The sequence below is a fragment of the Acidiphilium sp. PA genome (assembly GCF_026191915.1).
GTDB lineage: Bacteria > Pseudomonadota > Alphaproteobacteria > Acetobacterales > Acetobacteraceae > Acidiphilium.
This window is the reverse complement of the sequence record NZ_JAIMBY010000015.1, coordinates 1-24,290: the sequence shown is the minus strand read 5'-3', so window position 1 is coordinate 24,290 and position 24,290 is coordinate 1. Positions and strand designations below refer to the sequence as shown.

General features: G+C 65.5%; 25 protein-coding genes. 12 read left to right on the top strand and 13 right to left on the bottom strand.

Annotation, left to right across the window (positions count from 1 at the left end; genetic code table 11):
* Positions 1 to 179 precede the first annotated feature (179 nt).
* The 6 genes from AruPA_RS15625 (at position 180) to AruPA_RS15600 (ending at position 5,609) form a co-directional block, all read left to right on the top strand.
* Positions 180 to 761, top strand: coding sequence for a cysteine hydrolase family protein (locus tag AruPA_RS15625; protein WP_265637697.1), 582 nt, complete (start codon positions 180 to 182; stop codon positions 759 to 761).
* A gap of 155 nt (positions 762 to 916) precedes the next feature.
* The gene (locus tag AruPA_RS15620) at positions 917 to 2,119 is read left to right on the top strand and encodes a multidrug effflux MFS transporter (protein WP_265637696.1); all 1,203 of its coding nucleotides are present in this window, start codon (positions 917 to 919) and stop codon (positions 2,117 to 2,119) included.
* A gap of 64 nt (positions 2,120 to 2,183) precedes the next feature.
* On the top strand, positions 2,184 to 2,927 hold the full coding sequence (locus AruPA_RS15615) for a gamma-glutamyl-gamma-aminobutyrate hydrolase family protein (RefSeq protein ID WP_265637695.1): 744 nt from the start codon (positions 2,184 to 2,186) through the stop codon (positions 2,925 to 2,927).
* A gap of 72 nt (positions 2,928 to 2,999) precedes the next feature.
* Positions 3,000 to 3,446, top strand: coding sequence for a hypothetical protein (locus AruPA_RS15610; protein ID WP_265637694.1), 447 nt, complete (start codon positions 3,000 to 3,002; stop codon positions 3,444 to 3,446).
* A 10-nt stretch (positions 3,447 to 3,456) separates the two neighbouring features.
* Positions 3,457 to 4,326 carry an acetyl-CoA carboxylase, carboxyltransferase subunit beta gene (accD, locus tag AruPA_RS15605; protein ID WP_265637693.1) on the top strand — a complete coding sequence of 290 codons (870 nt, stop codon included), beginning with the start codon at positions 3,457 to 3,459 and terminating at the stop codon, positions 4,324 to 4,326.
* Entirely contained in the window at positions 4,323 to 5,609 is a 1,287-nt protein-coding gene (locus AruPA_RS15600; protein WP_265637692.1) for a folylpolyglutamate synthase/dihydrofolate synthase family protein, read from the top strand. Before accD ends, AruPA_RS15600 begins: the two co-directional genes overlap by 4 nt.
* 60 nt (positions 5,610 to 5,669) lie before the next feature.
* Here AruPA_RS15600 and AruPA_RS15595 read toward each other — a convergent pair whose 3' ends face one another.
* Genes AruPA_RS15595 through AruPA_RS15585 form a run of 3 tightly spaced genes read right to left on the bottom strand, consistent with a single transcriptional unit; the run spans position 5,670 to position 8,212 of the window.
* Positions 5,670 to 6,449: an ABC transporter permease gene (locus tag AruPA_RS15595; RefSeq protein WP_265637691.1), complete on the bottom strand. Its 780-nt coding sequence runs from the start codon at positions 6,447 to 6,449 to the stop codon at positions 5,670 to 5,672.
* Entirely contained in the window at positions 6,446 to 7,186 is a 741-nt protein-coding gene (locus tag AruPA_RS15590; RefSeq protein WP_265637690.1) for an ABC transporter ATP-binding protein, read from the bottom strand. The genes AruPA_RS15595 and AruPA_RS15590 overlap by 4 nt, the downstream gene beginning before the upstream one ends.
* A 15-nt stretch (positions 7,187 to 7,201) precedes the next feature.
* The gene (locus tag AruPA_RS15585; RefSeq protein ID WP_265637689.1) at positions 7,202 to 8,212 is read right to left on the bottom strand and encodes an ABC transporter substrate-binding protein; all 1,011 of its coding nucleotides are present in this window, start codon (positions 8,210 to 8,212) and stop codon (positions 7,202 to 7,204) included.
* Here AruPA_RS15585 and AruPA_RS15580 point away from each other — a divergent pair.
* Together AruPA_RS15580 and AruPA_RS15575 are read left to right on the top strand one after the other, a co-directional pair.
* Complete coding sequence (locus AruPA_RS15580; protein WP_265637688.1) at positions 8,211 to 8,504, top strand: hypothetical protein; 294 nt, start codon at positions 8,211 to 8,213, stop codon at positions 8,502 to 8,504. The two genes, AruPA_RS15585 and AruPA_RS15580, sit on opposite strands and share 2 nt — an antisense overlap.
* A complete protein-coding gene (locus AruPA_RS15575) occupies positions 8,497 to 8,832 on the top strand; it encodes a DUF1491 family protein (RefSeq protein ID WP_265637687.1) in 336 nt (111 codons plus the stop codon). The genes AruPA_RS15580 and AruPA_RS15575 overlap by 8 nt, the downstream gene beginning before the upstream one ends.
* 4 nt (positions 8,833 to 8,836) lie before the next feature.
* On the opposite strand, the gene AruPA_RS15570 is transcribed toward AruPA_RS15575, so the two are convergent.
* The 8 genes from AruPA_RS15570 to AruPA_RS15535 form a co-directional block, all read right to left on the bottom strand.
* Entirely contained in the window at positions 8,837 to 9,661 is an 825-nt protein-coding gene (locus AruPA_RS15570) for a formate/nitrite transporter family protein (protein ID WP_265637686.1), read from the bottom strand.
* Between the two features lie 110 nt (positions 9,662 to 9,771).
* The gene (locus AruPA_RS15565) at positions 9,772 to 10,017 is read right to left on the bottom strand and encodes a formate dehydrogenase subunit delta (RefSeq protein WP_265637685.1); all 246 of its coding nucleotides are present in this window, start codon (positions 10,015 to 10,017) and stop codon (positions 9,772 to 9,774) included.
* The gene (gene fdhD, locus AruPA_RS15560; protein ID WP_265637684.1) at positions 10,007 to 10,834 is read right to left on the bottom strand and encodes a formate dehydrogenase accessory sulfurtransferase FdhD; all 828 of its coding nucleotides are present in this window, start codon (positions 10,832 to 10,834) and stop codon (positions 10,007 to 10,009) included. The genes AruPA_RS15565 and fdhD overlap by 11 nt, the downstream gene beginning before the upstream one ends.
* Positions 10,831 to 13,671, bottom strand: a complete 2,841-nt coding sequence (gene fdhF / locus AruPA_RS15555; RefSeq protein ID WP_265637683.1) for a formate dehydrogenase subunit alpha — start codon at positions 13,669 to 13,671, stop codon at positions 10,831 to 10,833. The genes fdhD and fdhF overlap by 4 nt, the downstream gene beginning before the upstream one ends.
* A 12-nt stretch (positions 13,672 to 13,683) precedes the next feature.
* The gene (locus tag AruPA_RS15550) at positions 13,684 to 15,234 is read right to left on the bottom strand and encodes an NADH-quinone oxidoreductase subunit NuoF (protein WP_265637682.1); all 1,551 of its coding nucleotides are present in this window, start codon (positions 15,232 to 15,234) and stop codon (positions 13,684 to 13,686) included.
* Positions 15,234 to 15,707, bottom strand: a complete 474-nt coding sequence (locus AruPA_RS15545; RefSeq protein ID WP_265637681.1) for a formate dehydrogenase subunit gamma — start codon at positions 15,705 to 15,707, stop codon at positions 15,234 to 15,236. The genes AruPA_RS15550 and AruPA_RS15545 overlap by 1 nt, the downstream gene beginning before the upstream one ends.
* Positions 15,708 to 15,838: 131 nt before the next feature.
* Positions 15,839 to 16,741, bottom strand: a complete 903-nt coding sequence (locus AruPA_RS15540) for a LysR family transcriptional regulator (RefSeq protein ID WP_265637680.1) — start codon at positions 16,739 to 16,741, stop codon at positions 15,839 to 15,841.
* Positions 16,738 to 17,814 (bottom strand): alcohol dehydrogenase, encoded by a 1,077-nt coding sequence (locus AruPA_RS15535; protein ID WP_265637679.1) that lies wholly within the window; start codon positions 17,812 to 17,814, stop codon positions 16,738 to 16,740. Before AruPA_RS15535 ends, AruPA_RS15540 begins: the two co-directional genes overlap by 4 nt.
* Positions 17,815 to 17,971: 157 nt before the next feature.
* On the opposite strand from AruPA_RS15535, the gene AruPA_RS15530 reads away from it, so the two are divergent.
* Positions 17,972 to 18,175 carry a hypothetical protein gene (locus tag AruPA_RS15530; RefSeq protein ID WP_265637678.1) on the top strand — a complete coding sequence of 68 codons (204 nt, stop codon included), beginning with the start codon at positions 17,972 to 17,974 and terminating at the stop codon, positions 18,173 to 18,175.
* A 41-nt stretch (positions 18,176 to 18,216) separates the two neighbouring features.
* On the opposite strand, the gene fabI is transcribed toward AruPA_RS15530, so the two are convergent.
* Positions 18,217 to 19,053, bottom strand: coding sequence for an enoyl-ACP reductase FabI (gene fabI, locus AruPA_RS15525; protein ID WP_265637677.1), 837 nt, complete (start codon positions 19,051 to 19,053; stop codon positions 18,217 to 18,219).
* 102 nt (positions 19,054 to 19,155) lie between these two features.
* Between fabI and pdxH the strand changes: the two genes are divergently transcribed.
* From pdxH to AruPA_RS15510, 3 genes are all read left to right on the top strand, one after another.
* A complete protein-coding gene (pdxH, locus tag AruPA_RS15520; RefSeq protein WP_265637676.1) occupies positions 19,156 to 19,743 on the top strand; it encodes a pyridoxamine 5'-phosphate oxidase in 588 nt (195 codons plus the stop codon).
* Positions 19,740 to 21,059, top strand: coding sequence for an amidohydrolase family protein (locus AruPA_RS15515; RefSeq protein ID WP_265637675.1), 1,320 nt, complete (start codon positions 19,740 to 19,742; stop codon positions 21,057 to 21,059). Before pdxH ends, AruPA_RS15515 begins: the two co-directional genes overlap by 4 nt.
* A gap of 65 nt (positions 21,060 to 21,124) precedes the next feature.
* Complete coding sequence (locus AruPA_RS15510) at positions 21,125 to 22,669, top strand: DHA2 family efflux MFS transporter permease subunit (protein WP_265637674.1); 1,545 nt, start codon at positions 21,125 to 21,127, stop codon at positions 22,667 to 22,669.
* Between the two features lie 177 nt (positions 22,670 to 22,846).
* Here the strand turns inward: AruPA_RS15510 and AruPA_RS15505 are convergent, their stop codons facing one another.
* Positions 22,847 to 24,127, bottom strand: a complete 1,281-nt coding sequence (locus tag AruPA_RS15505; RefSeq protein WP_265637673.1) for a type ISP restriction/modification enzyme — start codon at positions 24,125 to 24,127, stop codon at positions 22,847 to 22,849.
* Between the last annotated feature and the right edge of the window lie 163 nt (positions 24,128 to 24,290).

Sequence of the window (24,290 nt, the reverse complement as noted above, 5' to 3'; positions counted from 1 at the left end):
CGGTCCGCCTTGCCTTGCGCATTCAGGCGGTGCCGTGGGCATCCGGACGCTGGGCGTGCCGACGTTCAGACCCCGACGCGGTGCGGCGTGACGGACGCCATGCGCTCTGTTACCGATGAGCCTGACCGATCAGCCGGCCCCATCACCACAATCCCGCCAAACCGGAGGAGACAATGACGATGACAACACCACAAGGCAAAACCGCTCTGATCGTTGTTGATGCGCAAATCGGCGTCATGCGCGACGCCTGGGATGCGGATCGGATCATCGGCAACATCGCCCAGGCCGTCGAGCGCGCGCGAAGCCGGCTTGTTCCGGTCATCTGGGTGCGGCACGCGGACGAGGACCTGATCCAGGGGAGTCCGGCGTGGCAACTGGTCCCCGCGCTGGTGCCGGCCGACGGTGAACCGATGATCGACAAGCATTTCAACTCGGCGTTCGAGAAAACCGGGCTGACCGAAATCCTGCGGAGACTTGAAGTGACCCATATCGTGCTGGCAGGGGCGGCGACCAACTGGTGCATCCGCGCCACCGCCTATGGCGCGCTTGAACGCGGCTATGATCTTACCCTGATCGAGGACGGCCACACCACGGCCAGCATCGAACGCCCCGACGGGCAGACAATCGAAGCCGAAACGATCATCCAGGACCTCAATATCGTCATGAAATGGGTGAGCTACCCCGATCGTTCGAACAGCACGGCGTGCGCCGCGGCTGTCGCTTTCACGCCACCACCGGCAGCGCCGGCGCGGCAGGCGTAGGGCGGGCACGATCGAGCGAACCCCACCGGGGCAGATCTTTTTTTATTTCTTATTCGTTATTGTCATGATATCAAAACACAAAAATCCGCCCTGTCACGCCTGGGTCAACCTGCGGGCAGGTTCACGCCCGATCACCAAGCCGTTAGACTGGTACGATGTCCGCCCCCCAGACCCTCGTCGCGACACCCGCGCCGCCACGCCGGCTGCCCTTGCTGCTTGGCTTCCTGATCGCGATCGGGCCGGTCTCGGTCGATATGTATCTACCCGCTTTTCCCACCATCGCCCGCGATTTCCATGACCCCGCCGGCCCGGGACTGACGCTGGCGGCCTATTTCGCCGGTCTTGCGATCGGTCAGATGACGCAGGGCCCCTTCTCGGATCGCGCGGGCCGCCGGCTGCCGATCCTGCTCGGCCTCACACTCTACACCCTCGCCTCGCTCGGCTGCGCCCTCGCCTGGAATACGAGCGCGCTTTCCGCCTTCCGCCTGCTCGCCGCGTTCGGCGGCTCGGCCTCGGTCGTCATCCCCCGGGCCATGGTGCGCGACGTGGCGGATGGCCCGGCCGCCGCCATGCTGTTCTCCAAACTCATGCTGGTCATGGGCGTGGCACCGATCATCGCGCCGATCATCGGCAGCGCCGTCGTCTCGGTCGGGTCCTGGCGGTGGATTTTCGTGATCGCCGCCGCCTACGGCGTTGCCGCACTCGCCCTGGTCTGGTTCAAACTGCCCGACACGCTGCCCGCGGCGCGCCGCAGCCTGATCGGCTTCCGCTCGATCCTGCTTCGCTACGGGCAGATCGCGACCGACCGCGCCTTTCTCACCAACGCGCTGACCGGCACCTTCGCGATCGGCGCGCTGTTCGCCTATCTCACCGGCACACCGGGCGTGTTCATCGGCCAGTTCCACTGGCGGCCGCTCGCCTATGCGGCCCTGTTCGGCGCCAACGCCGCAATTTATATCGGCTTTAACCAATGGAACCCGCATCTGGTCGCCCGCGTCGGCCTGCGGCCGGTGATCGGCGCCTCGATCCTCCTGCTGCTCGGCGGCACGCTCGCCCTGAGCACGGCAGCGGTGCTGGGCAGCGGCGCCGTTGCCCTCGTGCTCGCCCTGTTCGTCTGCCAGGCCAGCTATGGGTTCGCCCTGCCGAGCACGATGGTGGCCGCCCTGTCGCGCCATCAGGCGCATGCCGGCTCGGCCTCCGCGCTGATGGGCACGTGGCAGTATCTCGGCGGCGCGATCGCCGGCGCCGTGGTCGGCGGCTTCGCGGATGGCACCGCCCGGCCGATGGCGTTCACCATGCTCGGCTGCGCCGCCCTCGCCGTGCTCGCCGGCCGGTTCCGCCCCCGAAATCCGCCGTGACAACACCCAGCCATGAGAAAAATCTGATTGGATGGCGCGCGCCATCCCGATAAACACCGGGGTCATGACAAACATCATCGGCATCCCCGCCTGCACCAAGCTCATCAACAACCACCACCAGCACGCCACCCCCGCCCGCTACGGCGAGGCCCTGATGCGCGCGGCCGATGCGGTGCCCCTGCTCATCCCGCCGGAAGGCGAAGCCATGCTCGCCGTGCTCGACCGGCTGGACGGCATCCTGTTCAACGGCAGCCCGAGCAACGTCATGCCCGCGCGCTACGGCGCGACCATCGATGAAACCCCCGACGCGCACGACCCGGACCGCGATGCGACAACCCTGCCCCTGCTGCTCGCCGCCATCGCGCGCGGCATGCCGGTATTCGGCATCTGCCGCGGCTTGCAGGAACTCAACGTCGCGCTCGGCGGCACGCTGCATCAGCAGGTCCACACCGTACCCGGCCGCAACGATCATCGCGGCGGCGTCGGTACCCGCGCCGAACAATACGCCGTCCGCCATCCGGTCAGCCTGACCGGCAGTATCGCGCGGATCTGCGGCAGCGAGACGATCATGGTCAATTCGCTGCACGGCCAGGCGATCGACCGCCTCGCGCCCCGCCTCGTGGTCGAAGCGACCGCGCCGGACGGCACGATCGAAGCGGTCCGCGTCGCGGATGCCAAGGGCTTCGCCCTCGCCGTGCAATGGCATCCGGAATGGGACGTGCTGGGCGCGCCGGACCGTCAGCGCCTGTTCGCCGCGTTCGGTGCCGCCTGCGCCGCCTATCGCACCGGCGCGCGTCAGGCCGCATGAGGGTTCGGCCCCGCCTGACTTTCGGCCGGAGAGCGCCTATATAGGACGGACAACCTCCCAGGAGCCGCGATCATGGATATCCAGACCATCGACAGCCAGTATTCCCAACTGCAGGGTCAGGCCGATCAGACCGTGCAGTCCCTCAAGGCCCTGGCGGGCAAATTGCAGGCCGCATCGCAGGCCGGCAACCCGGATGCGCGGGAATGGATGCTCGATCTGAAAGAGATCGCCCTGGCGATCCAGGCCGAGCAGAATCAGGTCGCCAACCTGCTGCAGGCGCTGCACGGCTTCGTCGCCAACCAGGCGCCGCCGATGAGCTCGGTGCCGCAGACCCAGCAGCCCTGGGGCGCCCCGCAGCAACAGAATTACCCGCCACAGGGCTACCCGCCGCAACAGGGCTACCCGCCGCAGCAGCAGGGCGGCATCCTCGGCGGCTTCCTGAACTCGGGTTTCGGGCGCGCCATCACCATGGGCGCCGGGTTCGGCATCGGCGACAGCATCATCAACGACATCTTCTGATCGCGCCACGATGAACTGGCTCACCGAATTCGTCCGCCCGCGCGTCCGCACCCTGCTGGGGCGCAAGGAAGCGCCGGACAATCTCTGGCACCAATGTCCGCAATGCCAGCAGATGATCTTCCACCGCGAGCTCGAAGCCGCGCGGAAAGTCTGCCCGCATTGCGGCCATCACATGCGCGCCACCGCGCAGGAGCGCCTGGGCTGGACCTTCGATGATGCCAGTTTCACCCGCATCGACCTGCCGAAAGTCCCGGCCGATCCGCTGAAGTTTCAGGACAAGAAGCGCTACTCCGATCGTCTGTCGGACTCGCGCAAAAAAACCGGCATGGACGATGCGGTGCTGGTCGCCCACGGCAGCGTCGGCGGCCATAAAGCCGTCGTCATGGCGATGGATTTCCGCTTCATGGGCGGCTCGATGGGTGCCGCGATGGGCGAGGCGCTGGTCAGCGCCGCCCGCCTCGCCGTGCTGCAACGCGCCGCCCTCATCGTCTACACCGCTTCGGGCGGCGCGCGGATGCAGGAAGGCCCGATCAGCCTGATGCAGATGCCGCGCACCACCATCGCCGTGCAAATGGTGCGCGAGGCCGGCCTGCCCTATATCGTGATCCTCACCGACCCCACCACCGGCGGCGTCACCGCCTCCTTCGCCATGCTGGGCGACATCCAGATCGCCGAACCCAACGCGCTGATCGGCTTCGCCGGCGCGCGCGTGATCGAGGAGACCATCCGCGAGAAACTGCCGGAGGGCTTCCAGCGCGCCGAATATCTGCTCGAACACGGCATGATCGACATGGTCACCCCGCGCGGCGAGCTTACCGCAACACTCGGCCGCCTGCTCGGCCTGCTCCACGTCCCGGCGGCGGAACCGCTCGCGGCGTGAGCGCCATCGCCTCGCGGATCGACCAGCGGCTGGAGCGTCTGCACACGCTCTACCCCAAACTGATCGATCTGCGCCTCGAACGGCTCGAACGCCTGCTCGCCGCGCTCGGCCACCCCGAGCGCCGGCTGCCGCCCACCATCCACGTCGCCGGCACCAACGGCAAGGGCAGCACCTGCGCCTTCATCCGCGCCATTGCCGAAGCCGCCGGGCTGCGCACCCATGTCTATATCTCGCCGCATCTGGTGCGCTTCAACGAGCGCATCCGCCTGGCCGGCACGCTGGTGAGCGACGATGCGCTGGATGCCGCCCTCGCCGAGGTCGAACGGGTCAACGCGGCCGCGCCGATCACGGTGTTCGAAGCCATCACCGCCGCCGCCTTCGTGCTGTTCGCCGCCACCCCGGCCGATCTTGCGGTGATCGAGGTCGGGCTCGGCGGCAAATTCGACGCCACCAACGTCATCCCGCCGCCGCGCGCCGCCGCCATCACCGCCATCTCGCTCGATCACCGCGAATTCCTCGGCGATACCGATACGATCATCGCCCATGAAAAATCCGGCATCATCAAGCCCGGCACCCACGCCATCACCGGTCGCCAACGGCCGGATGTCTTCGCCGTCATCCAGGCCACGGCGCAATCCCTCGGCGTTCCGCTCGCCGCCAGCGGCCGGGACTGGACCATCGAACCGGCGCAAGCGGGGCTGCGCTACACCGACCGGCACGGCCGCCTCACCCTGCCCGAACCCGCGCTGCACGGTGCGCACCAGCGCGACAACGCCGGCATCGCCATCGCGGCACTCCGCCACAGTGGAATCGCCATCCCCGATGCCGCCTACGCCGAGGGCATGCGCAGCGTCGAATGGCCTGCCCGCATGCAGCGCCTCGGCGCGCCGCTGCTCGATGCGCTGCCGCCCGGCTCGACCCTGTGGCTCGATGGCGCCCACAACCCCGGCGGCGCCGAAGCGATCGCCGAAGCCCTCGCCGATTTCCCCGACCCCACCCATCTGATCATCGGCATGAAACAGGCCAAGGACTGCGCCGAGTTTCTGCGCATCGTCGCCCCGCATGCCGCCAGCATCCAGGCCATCGCCGAACCCGGCCAGCACCTCGCTTTGCCGGTCGAGCAGATCATCGCCGCCTCGGGCGGCATCGCGACCGCCGGCCCCACGCTCGACGCCGCCTTGCGCCAGCTCGCGGCCGATACCGTCCCGAAACGGGTGCTGATCTGCGGCTCGCTCTACCTCGCCGGGGTGATCCTCGCCCGTCAGGCGCTGGTCGCGGGGTGAGGACGGGGCCGCGACGCCATCGGTTTCGCTTCGGTTCAGTCCGCACAAACCAGTTATGGCTTACGCCGCATCGCCGGGCGGCCCCGCGCCGAACCGCCGCAGGATCAGGCGTTCGAACGCACCGAGGGCGGCGTAGATCAGAATGCCGGTGATCGCGAGCAGGGTGAGGGCGGCGAACATGCGGGCGATCTCCAGCCGGTAGCCGGATTCGAGGATGCGGCCGGCGAGGCCCGAGGCAAATCCGCCGGAGCTCGCGACGAATTCGGCGACGACGGCGCCGACCAGGGCCAGCGTGCCGGCGATGCGCAGGCCTGCGAGAAAATAGGGCAAGGCGGCGGGCAGGCGGAGCAGGAACAGGGTCTGGCGGCGGGTGGCGCCATTGAGGCGGAACAGGTCGGCGAGTTCGGGCGGGGTGGCGGCGAGGCCGGCGGCGGTGTTCGACAGCACCGGAAAAAAGGCGACGATGGTGGCGCAGACCACCAAAGCGGCGAATTGCTGGTTGACCCAGATGATGATCAGCGGCGCAATGGCGACCACCGGCGTGACCTGCAGCACCACCGCCCAGGGCTGAATGGCGGCGCGGGCGAGGCGGCTGGCCGCCATGGCGAGGGCGAGGACCATGCCGAGGCTGGCGGCGGCCAAAAGCGCCACGGCGGTGACGGCAAGAGTGGAGAGCAGCGAGACCAGCAGCGAGGCATGGTCCGCCCAGAAGGCCGCGACGATCGCGATCGGGCCGGGCAGCACATAGACCGGCACGTGCATCAGGCCGACCGCCGCCTGCCAGAGCAGCAGGCCGAGCACGCCGAAGGCGATCGGGGCAGCGCGTTCCAGCCTGGTCATGCGGGCATCACCGCGCGCAGGGTTTCAGTGACCTGCGTGGTGAGCGCGGCATAGGCGGGATCGGTCCGGCGGTTGTTCGTATCGGGCAGACCGCAGGTGAGTTCGGCGGCGATCCGGCCGGGCCGGGGCGACATGACGATGATGCGCGAGGCGAGATAGGCGGCTTCGTAGATCGAGTGGGTCACGAACACGATGGTGGTGCGGGCTTCCCGCCACAGGGCGTAAAGATCGTCCTGCAGGCGGTGGCGGGTGAATTCATCGAGCGCTGCGAAGGGTTCGTCCATCAGGAGGAGTTTCGGGCGCGAGACGAGCGCGCGCGCGATCGAGACGCGCATGCGCATGCCGCCCGAGAGCGCGGCGGGTCGGGCCTGTTCAAAGCCGGCGAGGCCGAGCCGGGCCAGACTGTCGCGCACGACCGGCCGGGCGGTCTCAAACGATTGTCCGGCAAGCCGCAGCGGCAGGAAGACATTGGCTTCGGCACTCGCCCAGGGCAGCAGCGTCGCGTCCTGAAACACGAAGCCGATGTCGCCGGGCCCGGGCGGGGCATGGTCATCCCAGGTCAGGCTGCCGGTATCGGGCGCATCGAGCCCGGCCAGGATCCGCAGCAGGGTCGATTTGCCGCAGCCGGACGGGCCGAGCAGGACGACGAAGGCGCCCGGCTCGATCCGTGTCGTGATATTTTCCAGCGCGGTGACGTTGTTGGCAAAGCGTCGGCCGACGCCGTTCAGCCGGAGCATGTCAGGCGGGGCGCCTCAAGGTTTGACCGGGGTTTTATGGTCGACGAATTGCAGCGTGAACGCGGCGCGATAGTCAAAATGCCTGGGATAGAGGCCGGCTGCGCTCATCTGGGTATAAAAGCCTTTCCAGCGTGCGTCGGTCATCGCGCCGATGCCCATGGTTCTGGCGGTGCCGGACTCGACGATGCCGTGCTGTTTCAGCGCCTCGTAGCCGAATTTCAGGAGCGGCATCGTCATGTCGGGATTGGCTTTGCGGATCAGCGCAAAGGCAGGGGCCGGATTGCCATCGAGGTAGGATTTCCAGCCGGCGGCGGAGGCGGCAACGAAGCGCTGCACCACCGAGGGGTCGGTGGCGATCAGTTTTTTCGAGGTCGCGATCAGCTCGGCATAGCCATCGAACCCGGCTTTATCGAGCCGCAGCACGACGGGGTAATGGCCGGTTTTCTGTTTGACCAGAAACGGCTCGGACGTCAGATAGCCCTGCACCGCGAGGTTCTTGTTGGTAAAGAACGGGGCGAGGTTGAAATCATAGGGGCGGATCTGGCTGTCGCTGTAGCCGTATTTATGGGCAAGGTAGAGCCACCAGCTCGCGCGGGTGTCCGATGAAATGGCGATGGGTTTGCCCTTGAGGGCGGCGAAGCTGGTTTCCCCGGTGCTGCGATGGGCCAGCAGAATATCCGGGTCTCTCTGGAACATGGCGGCGACCGCCACGAAGGGGATTTTCTGCTGAACGAAATTGAAGGCGAGAAAACCGTTCGAGGTGATGTCGAAATCGAGCTTGCCGGCCAGGAGCAGCTGGGCGTTGTTCACCTCCGGCCCGCCCTGGCGGATGGTGACGTCGAGCCCATATTTCCTGTAGATGCCGGTGGCGACGGCTTGATAGAACCCGCCGTATTCGGCTTCGGCCACCCAATCGAGCCCGAAGGTGATTTTCTGGAGTGCGGGGGCGGCGCTGGCACGGTGGGCCGGCACGATCAGACCCGCCGCCACAGCGAGGCAACAGGCCAAGGAGCGAATGCAGCGCATGAAGTTGTCCCCGTTTTCGATTGATGTCGATTCATTGCAGTATGGACAGAGTTCGGGCCGATCGTCGAGAGGTCAAGGTGTTGTGGTGAGACGGTGGAGTCGCAGTACAGCGAGGAGGCAGGTCTTCTTTTTTGTGAACAAAAAAGAAGCAAAAAAAACTTCATTAATTTATGCCCGTGCCGGCAAAACCGCCCGTGCCCCAGAGTCAGAAAGTTTTTTGCTTCTTTTTTTCAAAAAAGAAGTGCTGTCATTAATTTGCCTGTCTTCTCGCGAGGCTACAGCGAATGTCTGAGCCCAGAATCAAAGCCGCCCTCTGGGTGCAGATGGCGCTGCGGCTCGGCGCGTCGGATGGACGGCCGGGCATGGTGATCAGGCGCGGCGATGCCGATGCCGGCGGCGTCGTGGTGTTGCTGCGCGGCCGGATGGGGATTGTGGCGCTGAGCCAGACCCGCGATGCCGCGGGCCGGGCGGCGTGGCTGCGCGCGACCGGGCCTGATCCGGTCGATGAGGCACGGGCCGACGAGTATGTGGCAAAACAGATGCGCTTCGACCCCGATCTGTGGGTGATCGAGTTCGAAGCGCCTGATTATCTGCCGCCGTTCGAAGCGAAGCTGCTATGAAGGCTTATTCGGCCGCCATGACGACCGAGGCGGGTTCGGCCTTGGCGGAGGCGCCGAACGCGAGGTAAAGGCCGAGAGCGGTGATGACGATGGCACCGACCATGTTGCCGAGCGTGACCGGAATTTCGTTCCACATCCACCATTGTGCGACGGTCACCTTGGCGCCGAGCATGATGCCGCAGGGAATCACGAACATATTGACCACGCAGTGCTCGAAGCCCTGGGCGACGAAGGCCATGATCGGCAGGAACATCGCGACGATCTTGCCGATGGTCGAGCGGCTGACCAGACCCATCACCGAGCCGAGGCTGACCATCCAGTTGCACAGGATGCCCTTGAGGAACGCGGTAGCCCAGCCCGCACCGCCGGCCTTGGCATAGGCCAGGGTTTTCAACCCGGTCAGGGCGATGAGCTTCGCACCGATCGGGTCGGGCGCCTCGGTGAACAATTTGGTGTCGATCGCGGCAAAGATGAGGGCATAGATCAGGCTGCCGATCAGATTGGCCACATAGACGGTAACGAGCGACGAGACGACCTTGCCAGCCGGGACTTTGCCCGCGAACGCGGCGTAGGGGATCATGGCGACGTTGCCGGTGAAGAGTTCAAGGCCAAGCAGGATGATCAGGATGAAACCGACCGGGAAGAACAGGGCCGAGACCACGATGTTGCCGGTGGCGACCAGCGCCGAGACGAACAGGGTGGTGGTGAAGCCCAGCAACATGCCGGACAGGATACCCGTGACCAGAATGGTTTTGGTGGGCAGGTTCGCCTTGCGCGTGCCTGCATCGATCATTGCGGCCGCGAGGGCCGGTGGGTTCAGCCAATCCATGTGACGCTCCTTAGTGAATGTGAATTTTGTGTAGTCACGCGGCCATGTTTCGTCAATAAAACTAAAGGAAACGCTAAATTTTTATTTAACGGGCCGGTAAATCGTTTTATTCAGGCGGATTGTTGCTGCGGATGCGACAAACGCTCGACCGCCGCGTGCGCGCGAGGCAGCAGACCCCCACCGCCGTGGCCGACATAGGCGGTGATTTTCGCGCGCATCCGCGGGTCCCAGAATTTGATGATGTGGTTGGCAATTTCGCCGATCGCCTGATCATCGGGCTGGGCGTTGAAGAAGGTAGCGATCTGATTGGCCATATAGACCAGTTTCCGGTCCTGGGCTTCATGGTCATGCGACATGCGCGTGGGCTCCAAACTCGATGCGGGATGCGTGCGTGAAAATCTCAAAGCCATCGTCGCGTGCGACGGCGGCAAGGGTGATGCCGGCGGCATCCGCCGCGCGAATGGCATGCGCCGTGGGCACCGAGACGGCGACGATGACCGGAATGGCGGCGATTGCAGCCTTCTGGATCAGCTCGATCGAGATCCGGCTGGTCATCAGCAGAAGTCCGGCGGCGGGGTTGCGGTTCTCCCGGGCGAGCGCGCCGATCAGCTTGTCGAGCGCGTTATGCCGGCCGACGTCTTCACGAACCAGCAGCGCCCCATCGGCCGGATCGAGAAAAGCGGCGGCGTGGACGCCGTGGGTCCGCCGGTTGAGGGTCTGGTGCAGCGGCAGGCTGCGCATGGCGCGCATGATGGCATCGGCGGTGACCGGACGGCCGGCGGTCACGCGCGGAATGGCGCGATTGGCTTCCGCCAGGCTTTCGAGCCCGCACAGGCCGCAGCCGAGCGCGCCGGCCAGGTGGCGGCGGCGCTGGGCGAGGCGGGCGGCGACGTCGTGCGCCACCTCCATGCGGCATTCGATGCCTTGCTCGACCGTGACGATATCGCAGGCGATGATGTCCGCCGCGCGATCGACGATGGCTTCGGACAGGCTGAAGCCGATCGCGAAATCGACCAAATCGCAAGGCGTGGTCATCATCACCGCGTAGCCGACGCGGCCGTAGCTGAGGGCGACCGCCGTTTCCTCCGGCACCGCGCGCGTCTGCGCGGCAACGGTGCCGTTGCGGAACGCGGTGGCCGCCGCGTCAACCACCGGTTCCGGCGCAGCACTCATTCGGCGGCGACGGCCTCGATCTGGCGGGTACGCCGGCCGAGTTCTGCATAGTCGCGCTGCGCGTCGGTCGGGCCGTTGGATGGCGAGATCTGCACCGCCGTGACCTTGTATTCCGGGCAATTGGTCGCCCAATCGGAATAATCGGTGGTGACCACATTGGCCATGGTCATCGGGTGATGGAACGTGGTGTAGACCACGCCGGGGGCGACGCGTTCGGTGATTTTGGCGCGCAGACTGGTCTCGCCGGCGCGGCTGGCGAGCTTGACCCACGAACCATCCGTCACGCCACGCTGCTCCGCGTCATGCGGATGGATTTCGAGCAGATCTTCCTGGTGCCAGGCGGTGTTTTCGGTCCGGCGCGTCTGCGCGCCGACGTTGTACTGGCTGAGAATGCGCCCCGTGGTGAGCAGGAGCGGAAAGCGCGGCCCGATTTTCTCGTCGGTCGGGACATATTCGGTGACGAAGAACCGCCCCCGGCCACGCACGAAATGATCGATATGCATGGTCGGCGTGCCTTCCGGCGCGGCCTCGTTGCACGGCCATTGCACCGAACCGACGCGCTCCAGCAGATCGAACGACACATTGGCGAAGCTCGGCGTCAGGCGCGCGATTTCGTCCATGATTTCAGCCGGATGGCTGTAGTTCATGTCATAACCGAGCGCCTGGGCGAGACGCTGGGTGATCTGCCAGTCCTCGAACCCGTTTTTCGGCGTCATCACCTTGCGGACGCGCTGGATGCGGCGCTCGGCATTGGTGAACGTGCCGTTTTTTTCAAGAAACGTCGAGCCGGGCAGGAAGACATGGGCGAATTGCGCGGTCTCGTTGAGGAACAGATCCTGCACGACGACGCATTCCATCGCCGAGAGACCGGCGGTGATGTGGCGGATGTCCGGGTCGGATTGGGCGATGTCCTCGCCCTGAATATAAAGACCCTTGAATGTGCCATCGATCGCGGCATCGAGCATGTTGGGAATGCGCAGGCCCGGCTCGGGCTCGATCGTGACACCCCAGGCCTGATCGAACAGGGCACGCACATCCGGCATCGATACATGGCGATAGCCCGGCAGTTCGTGCGGGAAGCTGCCCATGTCGCAACTGCCCTGCACGTTGTTCTGGCCACGCAACGGGTTCACCCCGGCGCCGACATGGCCGATATTGCCGGTCGCCATCGCAAGGTTGGCCAGCGCCATCACGGCGGTGGTGCCCTGGCTGTGTTCGGTGATGCCAAGACCGTAATAGATCGCGGCCTTGCCGCCGGTGGCGTAGAGCCGGGCGGCTTCGCGCACCGCGATCGGATCGGCGCCGGTGATGGCGGCGGTCGCTTCGGGGCTGTTGGCGTCCCGGGCGACGAATTCGGCCCAATGGGCGAAGGCATCGGTCTCGCAGCGCTCGCGGACGTAATCGGCATCGACCAGATTTTCAGTGACGATGACATGGGCGAGCGCGGTCAGGATCGCGACATTGGTGCCGGGTCGGATCTGCAGATGGATCGCCGCCTCGACATGCGGGGTACGCACCAGATCGATCCGGCGCGGGTCGATCACGATGAGTTTGGCGCCTTCGCGGAGGCGTTTTTTCATGCGCGAGGCGAACACCGGGTGGCCATCGGTCGGGTTGGCTCCGATCAGCAGCATGACGTCGGCGTGTTCGACACTGTCGAAATCCTGGGTGCCCGCAGACGTGCCCAGCGTCTGGCTGAGGCCGTAACCGGTCGGCGAGTGGCAGACGCGGGCGCAGGTATCGGTGTTGTTGTTGCCGAAGACGGCGCGCACCAGTTTCTGGACGAGGTAGGTTTCCTCATTGGTGCAGCGCGAGGAGGTAATGGCCCCGACCGCGTTTTTGCCATACTGCGCCTGGATGCGCTTGAATTCCGACGCCGTGTGGGCAATCGCTTCATCCCACGAGACTTCGCGCCATGGATCGTTGATATGCGCGCGGATCATCGGCTTGGTGATGCGGTCGCGGTGCGAGGCATAGCCCCAGGCGAAGCGGCCCTTGACGCAGGAATGGCCGTGGTTGGCCTTGCCGTCCTTGAAGGGGACCATGCGGACAACCTGCTCGCCGCGCATCTCGACCTTGAACGAGCAGCCGACGCCGCAATAGGCGCAGGTGGTGACCTTGGAATGTTCGGGCTGGCCGATCTCGACGACGGATTTTTCCATCAGCGTCGCGGTCGGGCAGGCCTGCACGCAGGCGCCGCAGGAGACGCATTCGGACTCGAAGAAGCTTTCCTCCATGCCGGGCGAGACCTTGGAGTCAAAGCCGCGGCCGGCGATGGTGAGCGCGAAGGTGCCTTGGACTTCCTCGCACGCCCGCACACAGCGCGAGCAGACGATGCATTTCGCCGGGTCGAACTGGAAATACGGGTTCGAGATGTCCTTGGCCGAAGCGAGATGATTGTCGCCGGCATAGCCGTAGCGGACATCGCGCAGCCCGACCGCGCCGGCCATGTCCTGCAATTCGCAATCGCCGTTGGCCGAGCAGGTCAGGCAGTCGAGCGGGTGATCCGAGATATAGAGTTCCATCACACCGCGGCGGATCTTGCCGAGGCGCTCGTTCTGCGTGTGGACCACCATGCCCTCGGCGACCGGGGTGGTGCACGAGGCCGGCGTGCCGGCGCGGCCTTCGATTTCCACCAGGCAGAGGCGGCAGGAGCCGAAACTGTCCAGCATGTCGGTCGCGCAGAGTTTGGGGATTTTGGTGCCGATCTCCATCGCGGCGCGCATCACCGATGTGCCTTCGGGCACGCTGACGGCAACGCCATCGATGGTGAGGGCGACCAGTTTTTCGGATTGCGAAGCCTTGGTGCCGTAGTCGATTTCGTGAACGAGACCCATGGGTGTGTTCCTTTATTCAGCGGCCAGCGGCAGCGGTGAAGCCGTGAAATCCTGGGGAAAATGATTGAGCGCGCTGAGCACCGGGTAGGGCGTGAAGCCGCCGAGGGCGCAGAGCGAGCCAAGCTTCATGGTCTCGCACAGGTCCCGCACCAGCGCGAGGTTCTTCTCCGGTTCGATACCGGCTGCGATCTTGTCGAACGTCTCCACGCCGCGCACCGCGCCGATCCGGCACGGCGTGCATTTGCCGCAGGATTCATGGGCGCAGAACTCCATGGCGAAACGGGCCATCCTGGCCATGTCGGCGGTGTCGTCGAACAGAACGAGGCCGCCGTGGCCGATCAACCCGTCACGCTTGGCGAAGGCTTCGTAATCGTAGGGCGTGTCGAACAGCGAGGGCGGGAAATACGCCCCCAGCGGCCCACCCGCCTGCACGGCGCGGACCGGGCGGCCGGAGGCGGTGCCGCCGGCGATATCATCGACCAGCTCGCCGAGGGTGACACCGAAGGCACATTCGAACAGGCCACCATGCCTCACGTTTCCGGCAATCTGCACCGGCATGGTCCCGCGCGAGCGGCCATAGCCGAGCTCGGCATAGCGCTGCGCCCCTTCGGCAAGAATGAACGGCACGCTGGCCAGGGTTATCGTGTTGTTGATGATGGTCGGGCGGCCGAACAGGCCCTTGATGGCAGGCAGCGGCGGCTTGGCACGCACCTGACCGCGCTTGCCTTCCAGGCTTTCCAGCAGGGAGGTTTCCTCGCCGCAGACATAGGCGCCGGCGCCGACGCGCACGTCGATGTCGAACGCATGGGCGCTGCCGTTGATCGCCGCACCCAGCAGGCCGGCGCGGCGGGCCAGCGCGATCGCGCGGTTCATCATGGCGATGGCGAACGGGTATTCCGAGCGGAGATAGATATAGCCCTGGGTGGCGCCGACGCCGATGCCGGCGATGGTCATGCCCTCGATCAGCATGAAGGGATCGGCTTCCATGATCAGACGATCGGCGAAGGTACCGGAATCGCCCTCATCGGCGTTGCAGACGATGTATTTGCGGTCGGCGCCGGTGCGCGCGACGGTCTCCCATTTGATGCCGGTCGGAAAACCCGCGCCGCCACGGCCACGCAGACCGCTGTCCTTGACCGCGGCAACGATGGCCGCAGGCCCGATCGAGAGTGCGGTTTCCAGACCCTTGTAGCCGCCGAGGGCACGATAATCATCGAGCGAGGCAGGATCGGCGATGCCCGCGCGGGCGAAGGTGAAGCGGGTCTGGCGCGCGAGAAACGGAATCGCCTCGACCGGGCCGACGCATTTCGCATGCGTGCCGCCCTCGAAAATATTGGCATCGAACAGCGCTTTCACATCCGCCACGGTGAGCGGGCCATAGCCGATGCGCCCGGCCGGGGTCTCGACCTCGAGCAGGGGTTCAAGCCAGAACAGCCCGCGCGAGCCGTTGCGCACGATGGTCAGCGGCATGTTGCGGGCGCGCGCCTCGGCCTCGACCGCAGCGGCGATGCGGTTGGCGCCGACCGCGACGGCGGCCATGTCCTGCGGGATGAAGAGTTTCATCAGGCGGCCTCCGCCACGAGGGTTTCGAGCATCTGCTGGTCGGCCCGGCCGATCGGTTCATCATCGAACAAAGCCGAGGGCGCGGTGGCGCACAGGCCGAGGCAATAGACCGGCTCGATGGTGATCCGCCCGTCCGGCGAGGTTTCGCCCCAATCCAGCCCCAGCAGGTCGAGCAGGCGCCGCGCGGTGACCTCCGACCCCATCGACTGGCAGGCTTCGGCGCGGCAGAGTTTCAGGACGTGGCGCCCCGCGGGCTCGCGGCGAAAATCGTGATAGAAACTGATCACGCCATGGACTTCGGCGCGGCTGAGATTGAGCGCCTCGGCGACCAGCGGCTCGGCATCGCGTGGAATATAGCCGAATGCGGCCTGCAATGCGTGCAGAATGGGCAGCATGGCCCCTTCACGATGCAGCTCGGCCGCAATGATCGCGCGCGCATCAGCCGGATTCCAGACAGAGTGTTGTTTTGCCATCACGCCCGTTCAACTCCCGCAGCAGCATGCCGGATACGTTTGGTACCCGATAAAGCTTTCCATTTGATTAACGATAACGCGAATCCGTTAAAGTTAACAGGCCAAAGACTCGAAGGTTTGATAGAAAATCTCTATCGAGAAAAATCGTCCAGATCCCTGGCATGGCGGGTGGCGATCTGCACCAGGGCGGCGGCGAGCGGGGCCATCGGTTCGCGGTCGGGCAGGAGCAGACCGACGGCGTGGACCTCTTCGGGGGCCACGATCGGAATGGCGCGCAGCCTGGTGGTCAGGCCGAATATCTGCGCGAGTTTTTCCGGCAGCACGCAGGCCCAGCGGCCCGTCTGCACGTGGCTGACCAGCACGACGATGGAATTGCTTTCGAGCGTGGGCAGCAGATCGACCCCGGCGTTGCGGAGCAGGCGGTCGAGAATGCGCCGGTTCTGCATGTCGGGCGTGAGCAGGCAGAGCGGGATCTGGCCGAGTTCGGCCCAGGTGACGCGGTCGTGCCGGCCGAGCGGCGCATCGGCGGCGGTCAGCAGGCGGTAGCGCTCCTGATACAGCGGCACCACGCGGTTGCGCCCGATCGGTTCGTTATCAAGATAGGTGACCCCCGCATCGACCTCGAAATTGTTCAGCCGGCGCAGCACCTCGTTCGAGGTGCAGGACTGGATCGAGAACCGCACATCCGGGTGCTGGGCGCGGAACGGCGTGGTGAGTTCGGTGATGGTGGCAAGCGCGGTGGGAATCGCCGCAATCCGCAGCAAACCGGTCAGCCCACGCTTGAGCGCCATGATATCGGCGCGCATCGCCTGCATGTCGCCGACCAGCCGGCGGGCCCAGTCGAGCACGCGCTCGCCTTCCGGGGTGAAGCCCTGAAAGCGCGACGAGCGCTCGACCAACGGCATGCCGAGGGTCTCCTCGAGCACGCGGATGCCGGCGGAAAACGTCGGCTGGGTGACGCCGCAGGTTTCGGCGGCGCGGCCGAAATGTTTTTCGCGGGCGAGGGCGAGCAGGTATTCGAGCTTGTCGATCAAGCGGGATCGGCAACCAGAACGAGGCGCCCGGTCACCGAGCCCTCCTTGAGCCGGTGCAGGGCGGCATCGGCCGCGCGCTTGGGCATGGTCTCGACCGGCAGTTTGGGCAGCGCGCCGCCCTGCGCGAGGCCGACCAGTTCGCGCAGGTCGCCCGGTGTGCCGACGAAACTGCCCTGAATGGTCAGGGCGCGCATCGGCATGAAGGGCAGCGGCAGGGTCAATTCGCCGCCGAACAGACCGACCATGATGAGCTTGCCCCCCTTGGCCAGGGCGCCATACGCGGCGCGGGCGGTGGCCGACCCGTTGACCAGATCGATGATGGCGACCGGCTGACCGCCGCACGCCGCGATAATGGCCTTGTCGAGCCGTTCCGCCGTGCCATCGACCGTGGCGGTGGCCCCCGCGGCGGTCGCGGCGGCGCGCTTGGCGTCGCTGGTATCGACACTGACGATGGCGCGATGGCCCAGCGCGCGGAGCACCGCGATCGCCGACAGTCCCAGTCCGCCGGCGCCGATCAGCACCACCGGCACATCCGGCGCGAGCGGCATGATCTTGCGGATGGCGGCGAACACGGTGATGCCGGAGCACGCATAGGTCGCGGCCAGCGCCGGGTCGAGATCGCCGGGATCGACCAGGTGCCCCGCATGGGCGGCAATGACATGGGTTGCAAAACCGCCGTGCTGGAAAATCCCGAGCGAGCGCTGTTTCGCACAAAGATTATCCTCGCCCGCCGCGCAATGCGCGCAGCTGCCGCACCCGACCCAGGGATAGACGATGCGCAGATCCCCCGGTTTGACGCCGCTGGCATCGGGTCCGAGCTTGACGACCCGGCCGACGATTTCATGCCCGAGCGCCAGCGGCAGGGAAATGCCGCGCTGCATCACATCGAGCCGCCCGGCGCTGCCGAGATCGTAATAGCCGTCCCAGATGTGCAGATCGGAATGGCAGACCCCGCAATGCGTGACCTCGAGCAGGATCTCCCGGCCCTTCGGCTCGGGCATCGGCAGGCTGATTTCGGCAAGACTGGCGCCGTTTTCGACAATGGCAAAAGCGGTCATGGTCGGTGCCGTCATGGAAATTTCCCCCGTGGTGCGGTCATGTGTTTTTGGACGGCGCATATCGTGCGGCGCAAATCCCCGCGATGCAAGCAGCCCCGCCGTCCGCCCCCGACCGCCCCGCCATTCGGCGATCGCGCTTGAATCCCGCCCCACGCTCTGGCACAGCCCCATCATGACCCGAAAAATGACCGACGCCCAGCTCGACTACGAACGCAAACGCGCCGCCAAGGCCAACAAAAGCCTCGATGAGTGGCTGAAAGCCAAGGCGAAGGCCGAACGCAACGCCGCCCCCGCCAAGCCCGAAACCGCCAAAAAACCCGGCCTGCTCAGCCGCCTGATCGAACGCGGCCACAAGCCGATCGCCGCCAAAAAATAACGCGCCCCCGCTGCCGCCGGACAACAGCGGCGCAAACCCCGCTATTCGACCGCGTTGATATCCGGCGCGCTCGGGTTCTTCATGCCCACGATGTGGTAGCCGCAATCCACATGATGGATCTCGCCCGTCACCCCGCGCGACAGATCGGACAACAAATACAACCCCGAGGCCCCGACCTCCTCGAGCCCGACATTGCGCTCCAGCGGCGAATTATACTGGTTCCACTTCAGAATATAGCTGAAATCCCCGATCCCCGACGCCGCCAGAGTCTTGATCGGCCCGGCCGAAATCCCGTTCACCCGAATGCCGCTCGCCCCGAAATCCGCCGCCAGATACCGCACCGATGACTCCAGCGCCGCCTTGGCAACCCCCATCACGTTATAGTGAGGCGTCACCCGCTCCGCGCCGAGATACGTCAGCGTCACCATCGATCCGCCCCGCTTCATCAGCGCCCCGGCCCGCTGCGCCGCCGCCGTGAACGAGAAACACGAAATATCCATCGCCTGCAGAAACGCCTGGCGCGGCGTATCGGCATACCGCCCCCGCAGGTACTGCTTGTCCGCGAACCCGATCGCATGGACCAGGAAATCGATCTCGCCCCACCGCCCCGCAATCGCATCGAACGCCGCATCCAGCGCCGCATCGTCACTCACATCGCACGGAATGACCAGATCCGACTGAATGCTCTCCGCCAGCGGCCGGATCCGCTTCTCCAGCGCCTCGCCCTGATACGTGAACGCCAGCTCCCCCCCCTGCGCCGCAATGGCCTGCGCGATCGCCCAGGCGATCGAACGATTGTTCGCCACACCCATGATCACACCGCGCTTGCCCCGCATCAGCGTGCCGGCAAGAGGAAGAGTTGCAACGGATTCCTGCATAGAATAGCTCCAATCAGATCACCGCGCGCGCAGCGACCCCGGGGTGGTGACACAACGCGGCATGACCTATCAAGTATGGCGACACAGCGGCAAGGGCAACCAATGATCGACCTCACCTCCGACCCCTATGAATTATTCGCCGCATGGATGGCAAAGGCGCAGGACTCCGAACTGAACGACCCCAACGCCATGACCCTCGCCACCACCACGCCCCAGGGCCACCCCTCGGCCCGCATCGTGCTGCTCAAATCCTGGGACCGTCAGGGCTTCGTCTTCTACACCAACCTCGAAAGCCGCAAATCGGCCGAAATCCGCGCCAACCCCCACGTCGCCCTGCTGTTTCACTGGAAAACCCGCAAACGCCAGATCCGCATCGAAGGCACCGCAACCCAGGTCAGCGATGCCGAAGCCGATGCCTATTTCGAAACCCGCCCCCGCCTGTCGCGAATCGGCGCCTGGGCGTCCGACCAGTCCCGCCCCCTGCCCGACCGCAAACGGCTCGAACAACGCCTCGAATCCGCCATCGCCCAATACGCCGATGCCCCGGTCCCCCGCCCGCCCCACTGGTCCGGCTGGCTGGTCGCCCCCAGCGCCATCGAATTCTGGGAAGACCGCGACTTCCGCCTCCACGACCGCGCCGTCTTCACCCGCGCGGCCGATGAATGGACCGCAACCAGGCTCTACCCGTGACCTGGTCGCTCCTCATCCGCCAGGCGAATTTGCCGGACGGCCGGAGCGGCCTCGACATCGGCATCCGCGACGGCATCATCGCCGCCATCGAACCCAGCCTGCCCGGCGACGCCGGCCAGATCATCGATGCCACCGGCAACCTCGTCAGCCCCCCCTTCATCGATGCCCATCTCCACCTCGACTCCACCCTCTCGCGCGGCGAACCCCGCCTCAACCACTCCGGCACCCTGCTCGAAGGCATCGCACTCTGGGGCGAACTCAAACCCCGCCTCACCGCCGATGCCATCTACCAGCGCGCCAAACGCCTCTGCCTCTGGTCGATCGCCCAGGGCATCGGCGCCATCCGCTCGCATGTCGATATCTGCGACGACCGCCTCCTCGCCGTCGAAGCCCTCACCGCGCTGCGCGCCGAACTCGCCCCCTACCTCACCATCCAGCTCGTCGCCTTCCCGCAGGACGGCTTCCTCCGCTATCCGAAATCCCCCGAAAACCTCCACCGCGCCCTCGCCATGGGCATCGACCTCATCGGCGGCATCCCCCATTTCGAACGCACCATGGCCGATGGCGCCGAAAGCATCCGCCAGCTCATGAAAATCGCGGCCGACCGTGGCCTCATGGTCGACATGCACTGCGACGAAACCGACGACCCCCACTCCCGCCACATCGAAACCCTGGCGGCCGAGACCATCCGCCACGCCATGCACCACCGCGTCGCCGGCTCGCATCTCACCTCGATGCACTCAATGGACAATTACTACGCGAGCAAACTCATCCCCCTGATCGCCGAAGCCGGCATCAGCGCCATCGCCAACCCCCTCATCAACATCACCCTCCAGGGCCGGCACGACACCTACCCCAAACGCCGCGGCATGACCCGCGTGCCCGAACTCATGGCAGCCGGCGTCACCGTCGCCTTCGGCCACGATTGCGTCATGGACCCCTGGTACCCGCTCGGCAGCCACGACATGCTGGAAGTCGCCGGCATGGGCCTGCACGTCGCGCAGATGACCGGCATCGACGGCATGCGCGCCTGCTACCACGCCGTCACCACCAACGCCGCCGCCGCCCTGAACCTCACCGATTACGGCATCGCCCCCGGCAAGCCCGCCAATCTGATCATCCTCGACGCCGCCGACCCCATCGAAGCCATCCGCACCCGCCCCGCCCGCCTCGCCGTTATCCGCGGCGGCACCGTCATCGCCCACGCCCCCGCCCGCCGCAGCACCGTTACCCTCACCGGTGAAACCACCATCGTCGATTGGCGCGAACCGCACCTCGACCTGGCGCAGCCCCGATACCCACCATCCCACGCATAGATGATATCCCGCCCCGCCGCGTGATTTCGGCTGGTCACCGGCCGGGCAACGACTAATATGCCAGCATGTCTGCCTCATCAATCGCGCCCGCCGCCACAAGCGACACCGAAAAACCCAAGGCCGCCCTCATCCCGCTCACCATCGGCCTCGGCCTCGGCCTCGGCATGGGCTCCTTCACCGGCGGCGCCCTGCAGAGCATCTACCCCTACGTCGCCGGCACCCTCGCCACCAGCAGCGACCACGCCCTCTGGACCCTCACATACTTCCTCGTCCACTGGGCGCTCGGCATCGCCCTGATGCCCTGGTTCGCCCGCAAATTCGGCCTCAAACGCCTGTTCATCCTGGCCATGACAGTCCTGATCGCCAGCTGCTTCATGGCCATCCTCGCCCCCTCGCTCACCCTCATGCTCATCGCCCGCTCCATCCAGGGCATCTCCGCCGGCATCCTGGTCCCGCTCGTGCAAACCCTGTTGCTCACCAACTATCCCAAACGCCACCAGACCCTCGCCGTCGCGCTCTGGAGCAACATCATGCTGGTGCCCTTCTTCCTCGGCCCGGCCCTCGGCGGCTGGCTCGCCACCAATTTCTCCTGGCTCGATATCTTCTGGCTCGCCATCCCCCTCTGCGCCGTCTCGATCGCCCTGGTGCAGATCGCCCTCCCCGCCGACCGCCCCACCACCGCCCCACCCAAATTCGACACCGTCGGCCTCGCCCTCCTCTGGCCCGGCATGATCGCCCTGCAGATCGTGCTCGATCAGGGCGAACAATACGGCTGGTTCCGCTCCGTCTTCATCAGCCACGTGGCCCTCATCGCCGCCACCCTGCTCGTCCTGTTCGTCATCTGGGAACTCTTCGAACCCGCCCCCCTGCTGCAACTCCGCTACCTCGCCCGCCGCAACTTCGGCTTCGGCCTGCTCCTGCTCTGCCTCGGCTGGTCCATCTTCGTCGGCTGGAGCTCCATCCTCCCCCTCTGGTCCGAAACCGACCTCGGCTTCAACGGCTGGTGGGGCGGCGTCCTCCTCGTCCCCCTCGCCGCCACCGCCATCCCCATGGCCGCCATGATGAGCCGCCTCACCCGCCTGTTCAGCCTGCGCCTCCTCGCCTCCGCCTGCTTCATCATCTACGCCGGCGCCTACATCCTCGCCTTCTTCGACCCCGCCGTCGGCCTCAACGCCACCATCCCGAGCGAACTCGTCCAGGGCATCGCCGTCGGCATGCTCTTCGTCCCCCTCACCATGATCGTCATGTCAGACGTCCCGCCCAGCGAAATCGCCCTCGCCTCCACCACCTCCAACTTCATCCGCGTCTCCAGCGCCAACCTCGGCGTCACCCTGCTGACCACCCTCTGGCAACGCCAGACCGCCCACATCGAAGACAACATGACCGCCGACATGCCCCACAACGCCGTGGCCAGCTGGACCGCCGCCATGAAAACCAAAGGCATGTCCCACGACAGCATCATCGCCACCCTCGCCCACAACCTCCACATCGCAGCCGAAACCTGGAGCCTCGACAACGCCCTCCGCCTCTCCGCCTACCTCTGCATCGCCGCCGCCATCATGGCCCTCATCCTCCTCCGCACGCCGCAGAACGCGGCCGCGAAGCCGTAAGGCGAGGAAGGCTTCTTTTTTGGAAAAAAGAAGCAAAAAACTTTTTTGAATTTGGTGCCGGGCGCGGACGCCGTCAGAGACTCACGCACCGCCCAACCACGTCATTGCGAGCCCTTGCGAAGCAATCCAGCCCCGCCACAGTCAAGTCCCACCACCGAACCCGACCACCCCACCATATCACCCCAACGCCCGATGCGCCGCCGCACAATCCCGAAAACTCGCATCCAATGCCGGCCCCAACAACAAAATCGCCGCCAGCCGCCGCGCCGTCTCCATCACATGCCGCACCTCGCCAGCCGCCAAATCCCGCCCGATGATCGAATACTCCCGATACGACAGCCACTTCTTCAAAACCTGATACCCGCCGATATGCAAATCCCACACCGCCTCTGGAATATTCGCCCAGTAACTCCCCTCGTTCAAATAAACATCCCGCGTCCGCGCCCCGAGCACCCCACCCACCGCCGCCGTCGCCGCCTCGCCCGGCGCATATTCCCGCACCACCGAACGCCCCTTGCCCGGCATCGTAATCCCCTTGTCCGTCCGATTGCCCCACCCCGCCGTCACCCCGAACCCAACCCCATGCGGCACCCCGATCGAAACCAACTCCGGCCGGATCACCCCGCGCGTCACCCCCTCGACCGGACAATCCGGATCAAGCAACGCCGCCAAAACCTCCCCCAACCCCGCCGACCGCCGCAACAGCCCCGCATCCGAAGGCAACGGCACCCGCGGCCACCCCTGCCTGATCCCCCCCGCATTCTCCGCCAAATAAGCCGGCGCATACATCACCGCCAAAGCATGCATCCAAACCGCCCGCGCCCCGGCGGCCGTCGCACGCACCGCTTGCTCACGCTCCAATACCTCCCCGTCATCGCGAGGCGCAGCCGAAGCGATCCATGGCTCAACATCCGCCGAAGCCACCTCGGGGCCACCCGACGACAACCCACCGTCTGCCGGAACCATCGCCGCCAGATACCCAACCGCCAACGCGGACAGATTGGCCCGTGGCGCACCCGAAAGGTTTTCAACGATTGGAAAAAAATAAGAATGGCCGCGTAGACCATCGTTATCGCCGAGCGTGGACGACCAACAGCTTGGAAATCCATCAGGATCCGCGACAGCTGAGGGACGCGAAATAACAAACCCTTCCGCGTCTGCGAGAATCCTTTGCAGCATCGGCCGGGGCTCATTCCAAATCGGCCTTATAAGCGTCGTGTAAGCCCAGCAATGATCAAATGCGCGTACCCAGTATCGCTTTATTTTTTCGGTTCTAAAGAACTCCGATTTCGCATCATCGCGGGCATCAACAGCATTAAATCGTGCACGATCGTCAGCAAGGCCAGGAGCAATTCGCCGCACTACTTCCATCGGCTGCTTTGGGTCCAGATATACTTTGATCCTGTGCTCTAGGGCCGACTTCGAGTAGTCCATGAGAGAACCGCCGCGCTTCTCCATAAGTCCGTTCAGCGGTGGGACTGCTCCTAGTGCATTGACGCTTTCATAAGATTCACATTTTTGGCAGGACATGCGAATCGTGTGGCATGGCCCAAACTGTCAATGTCATCGTCCCTGTGGGAGATCGCGAGCGACTGCTCGCCATTATCGGCGACCGCAATCG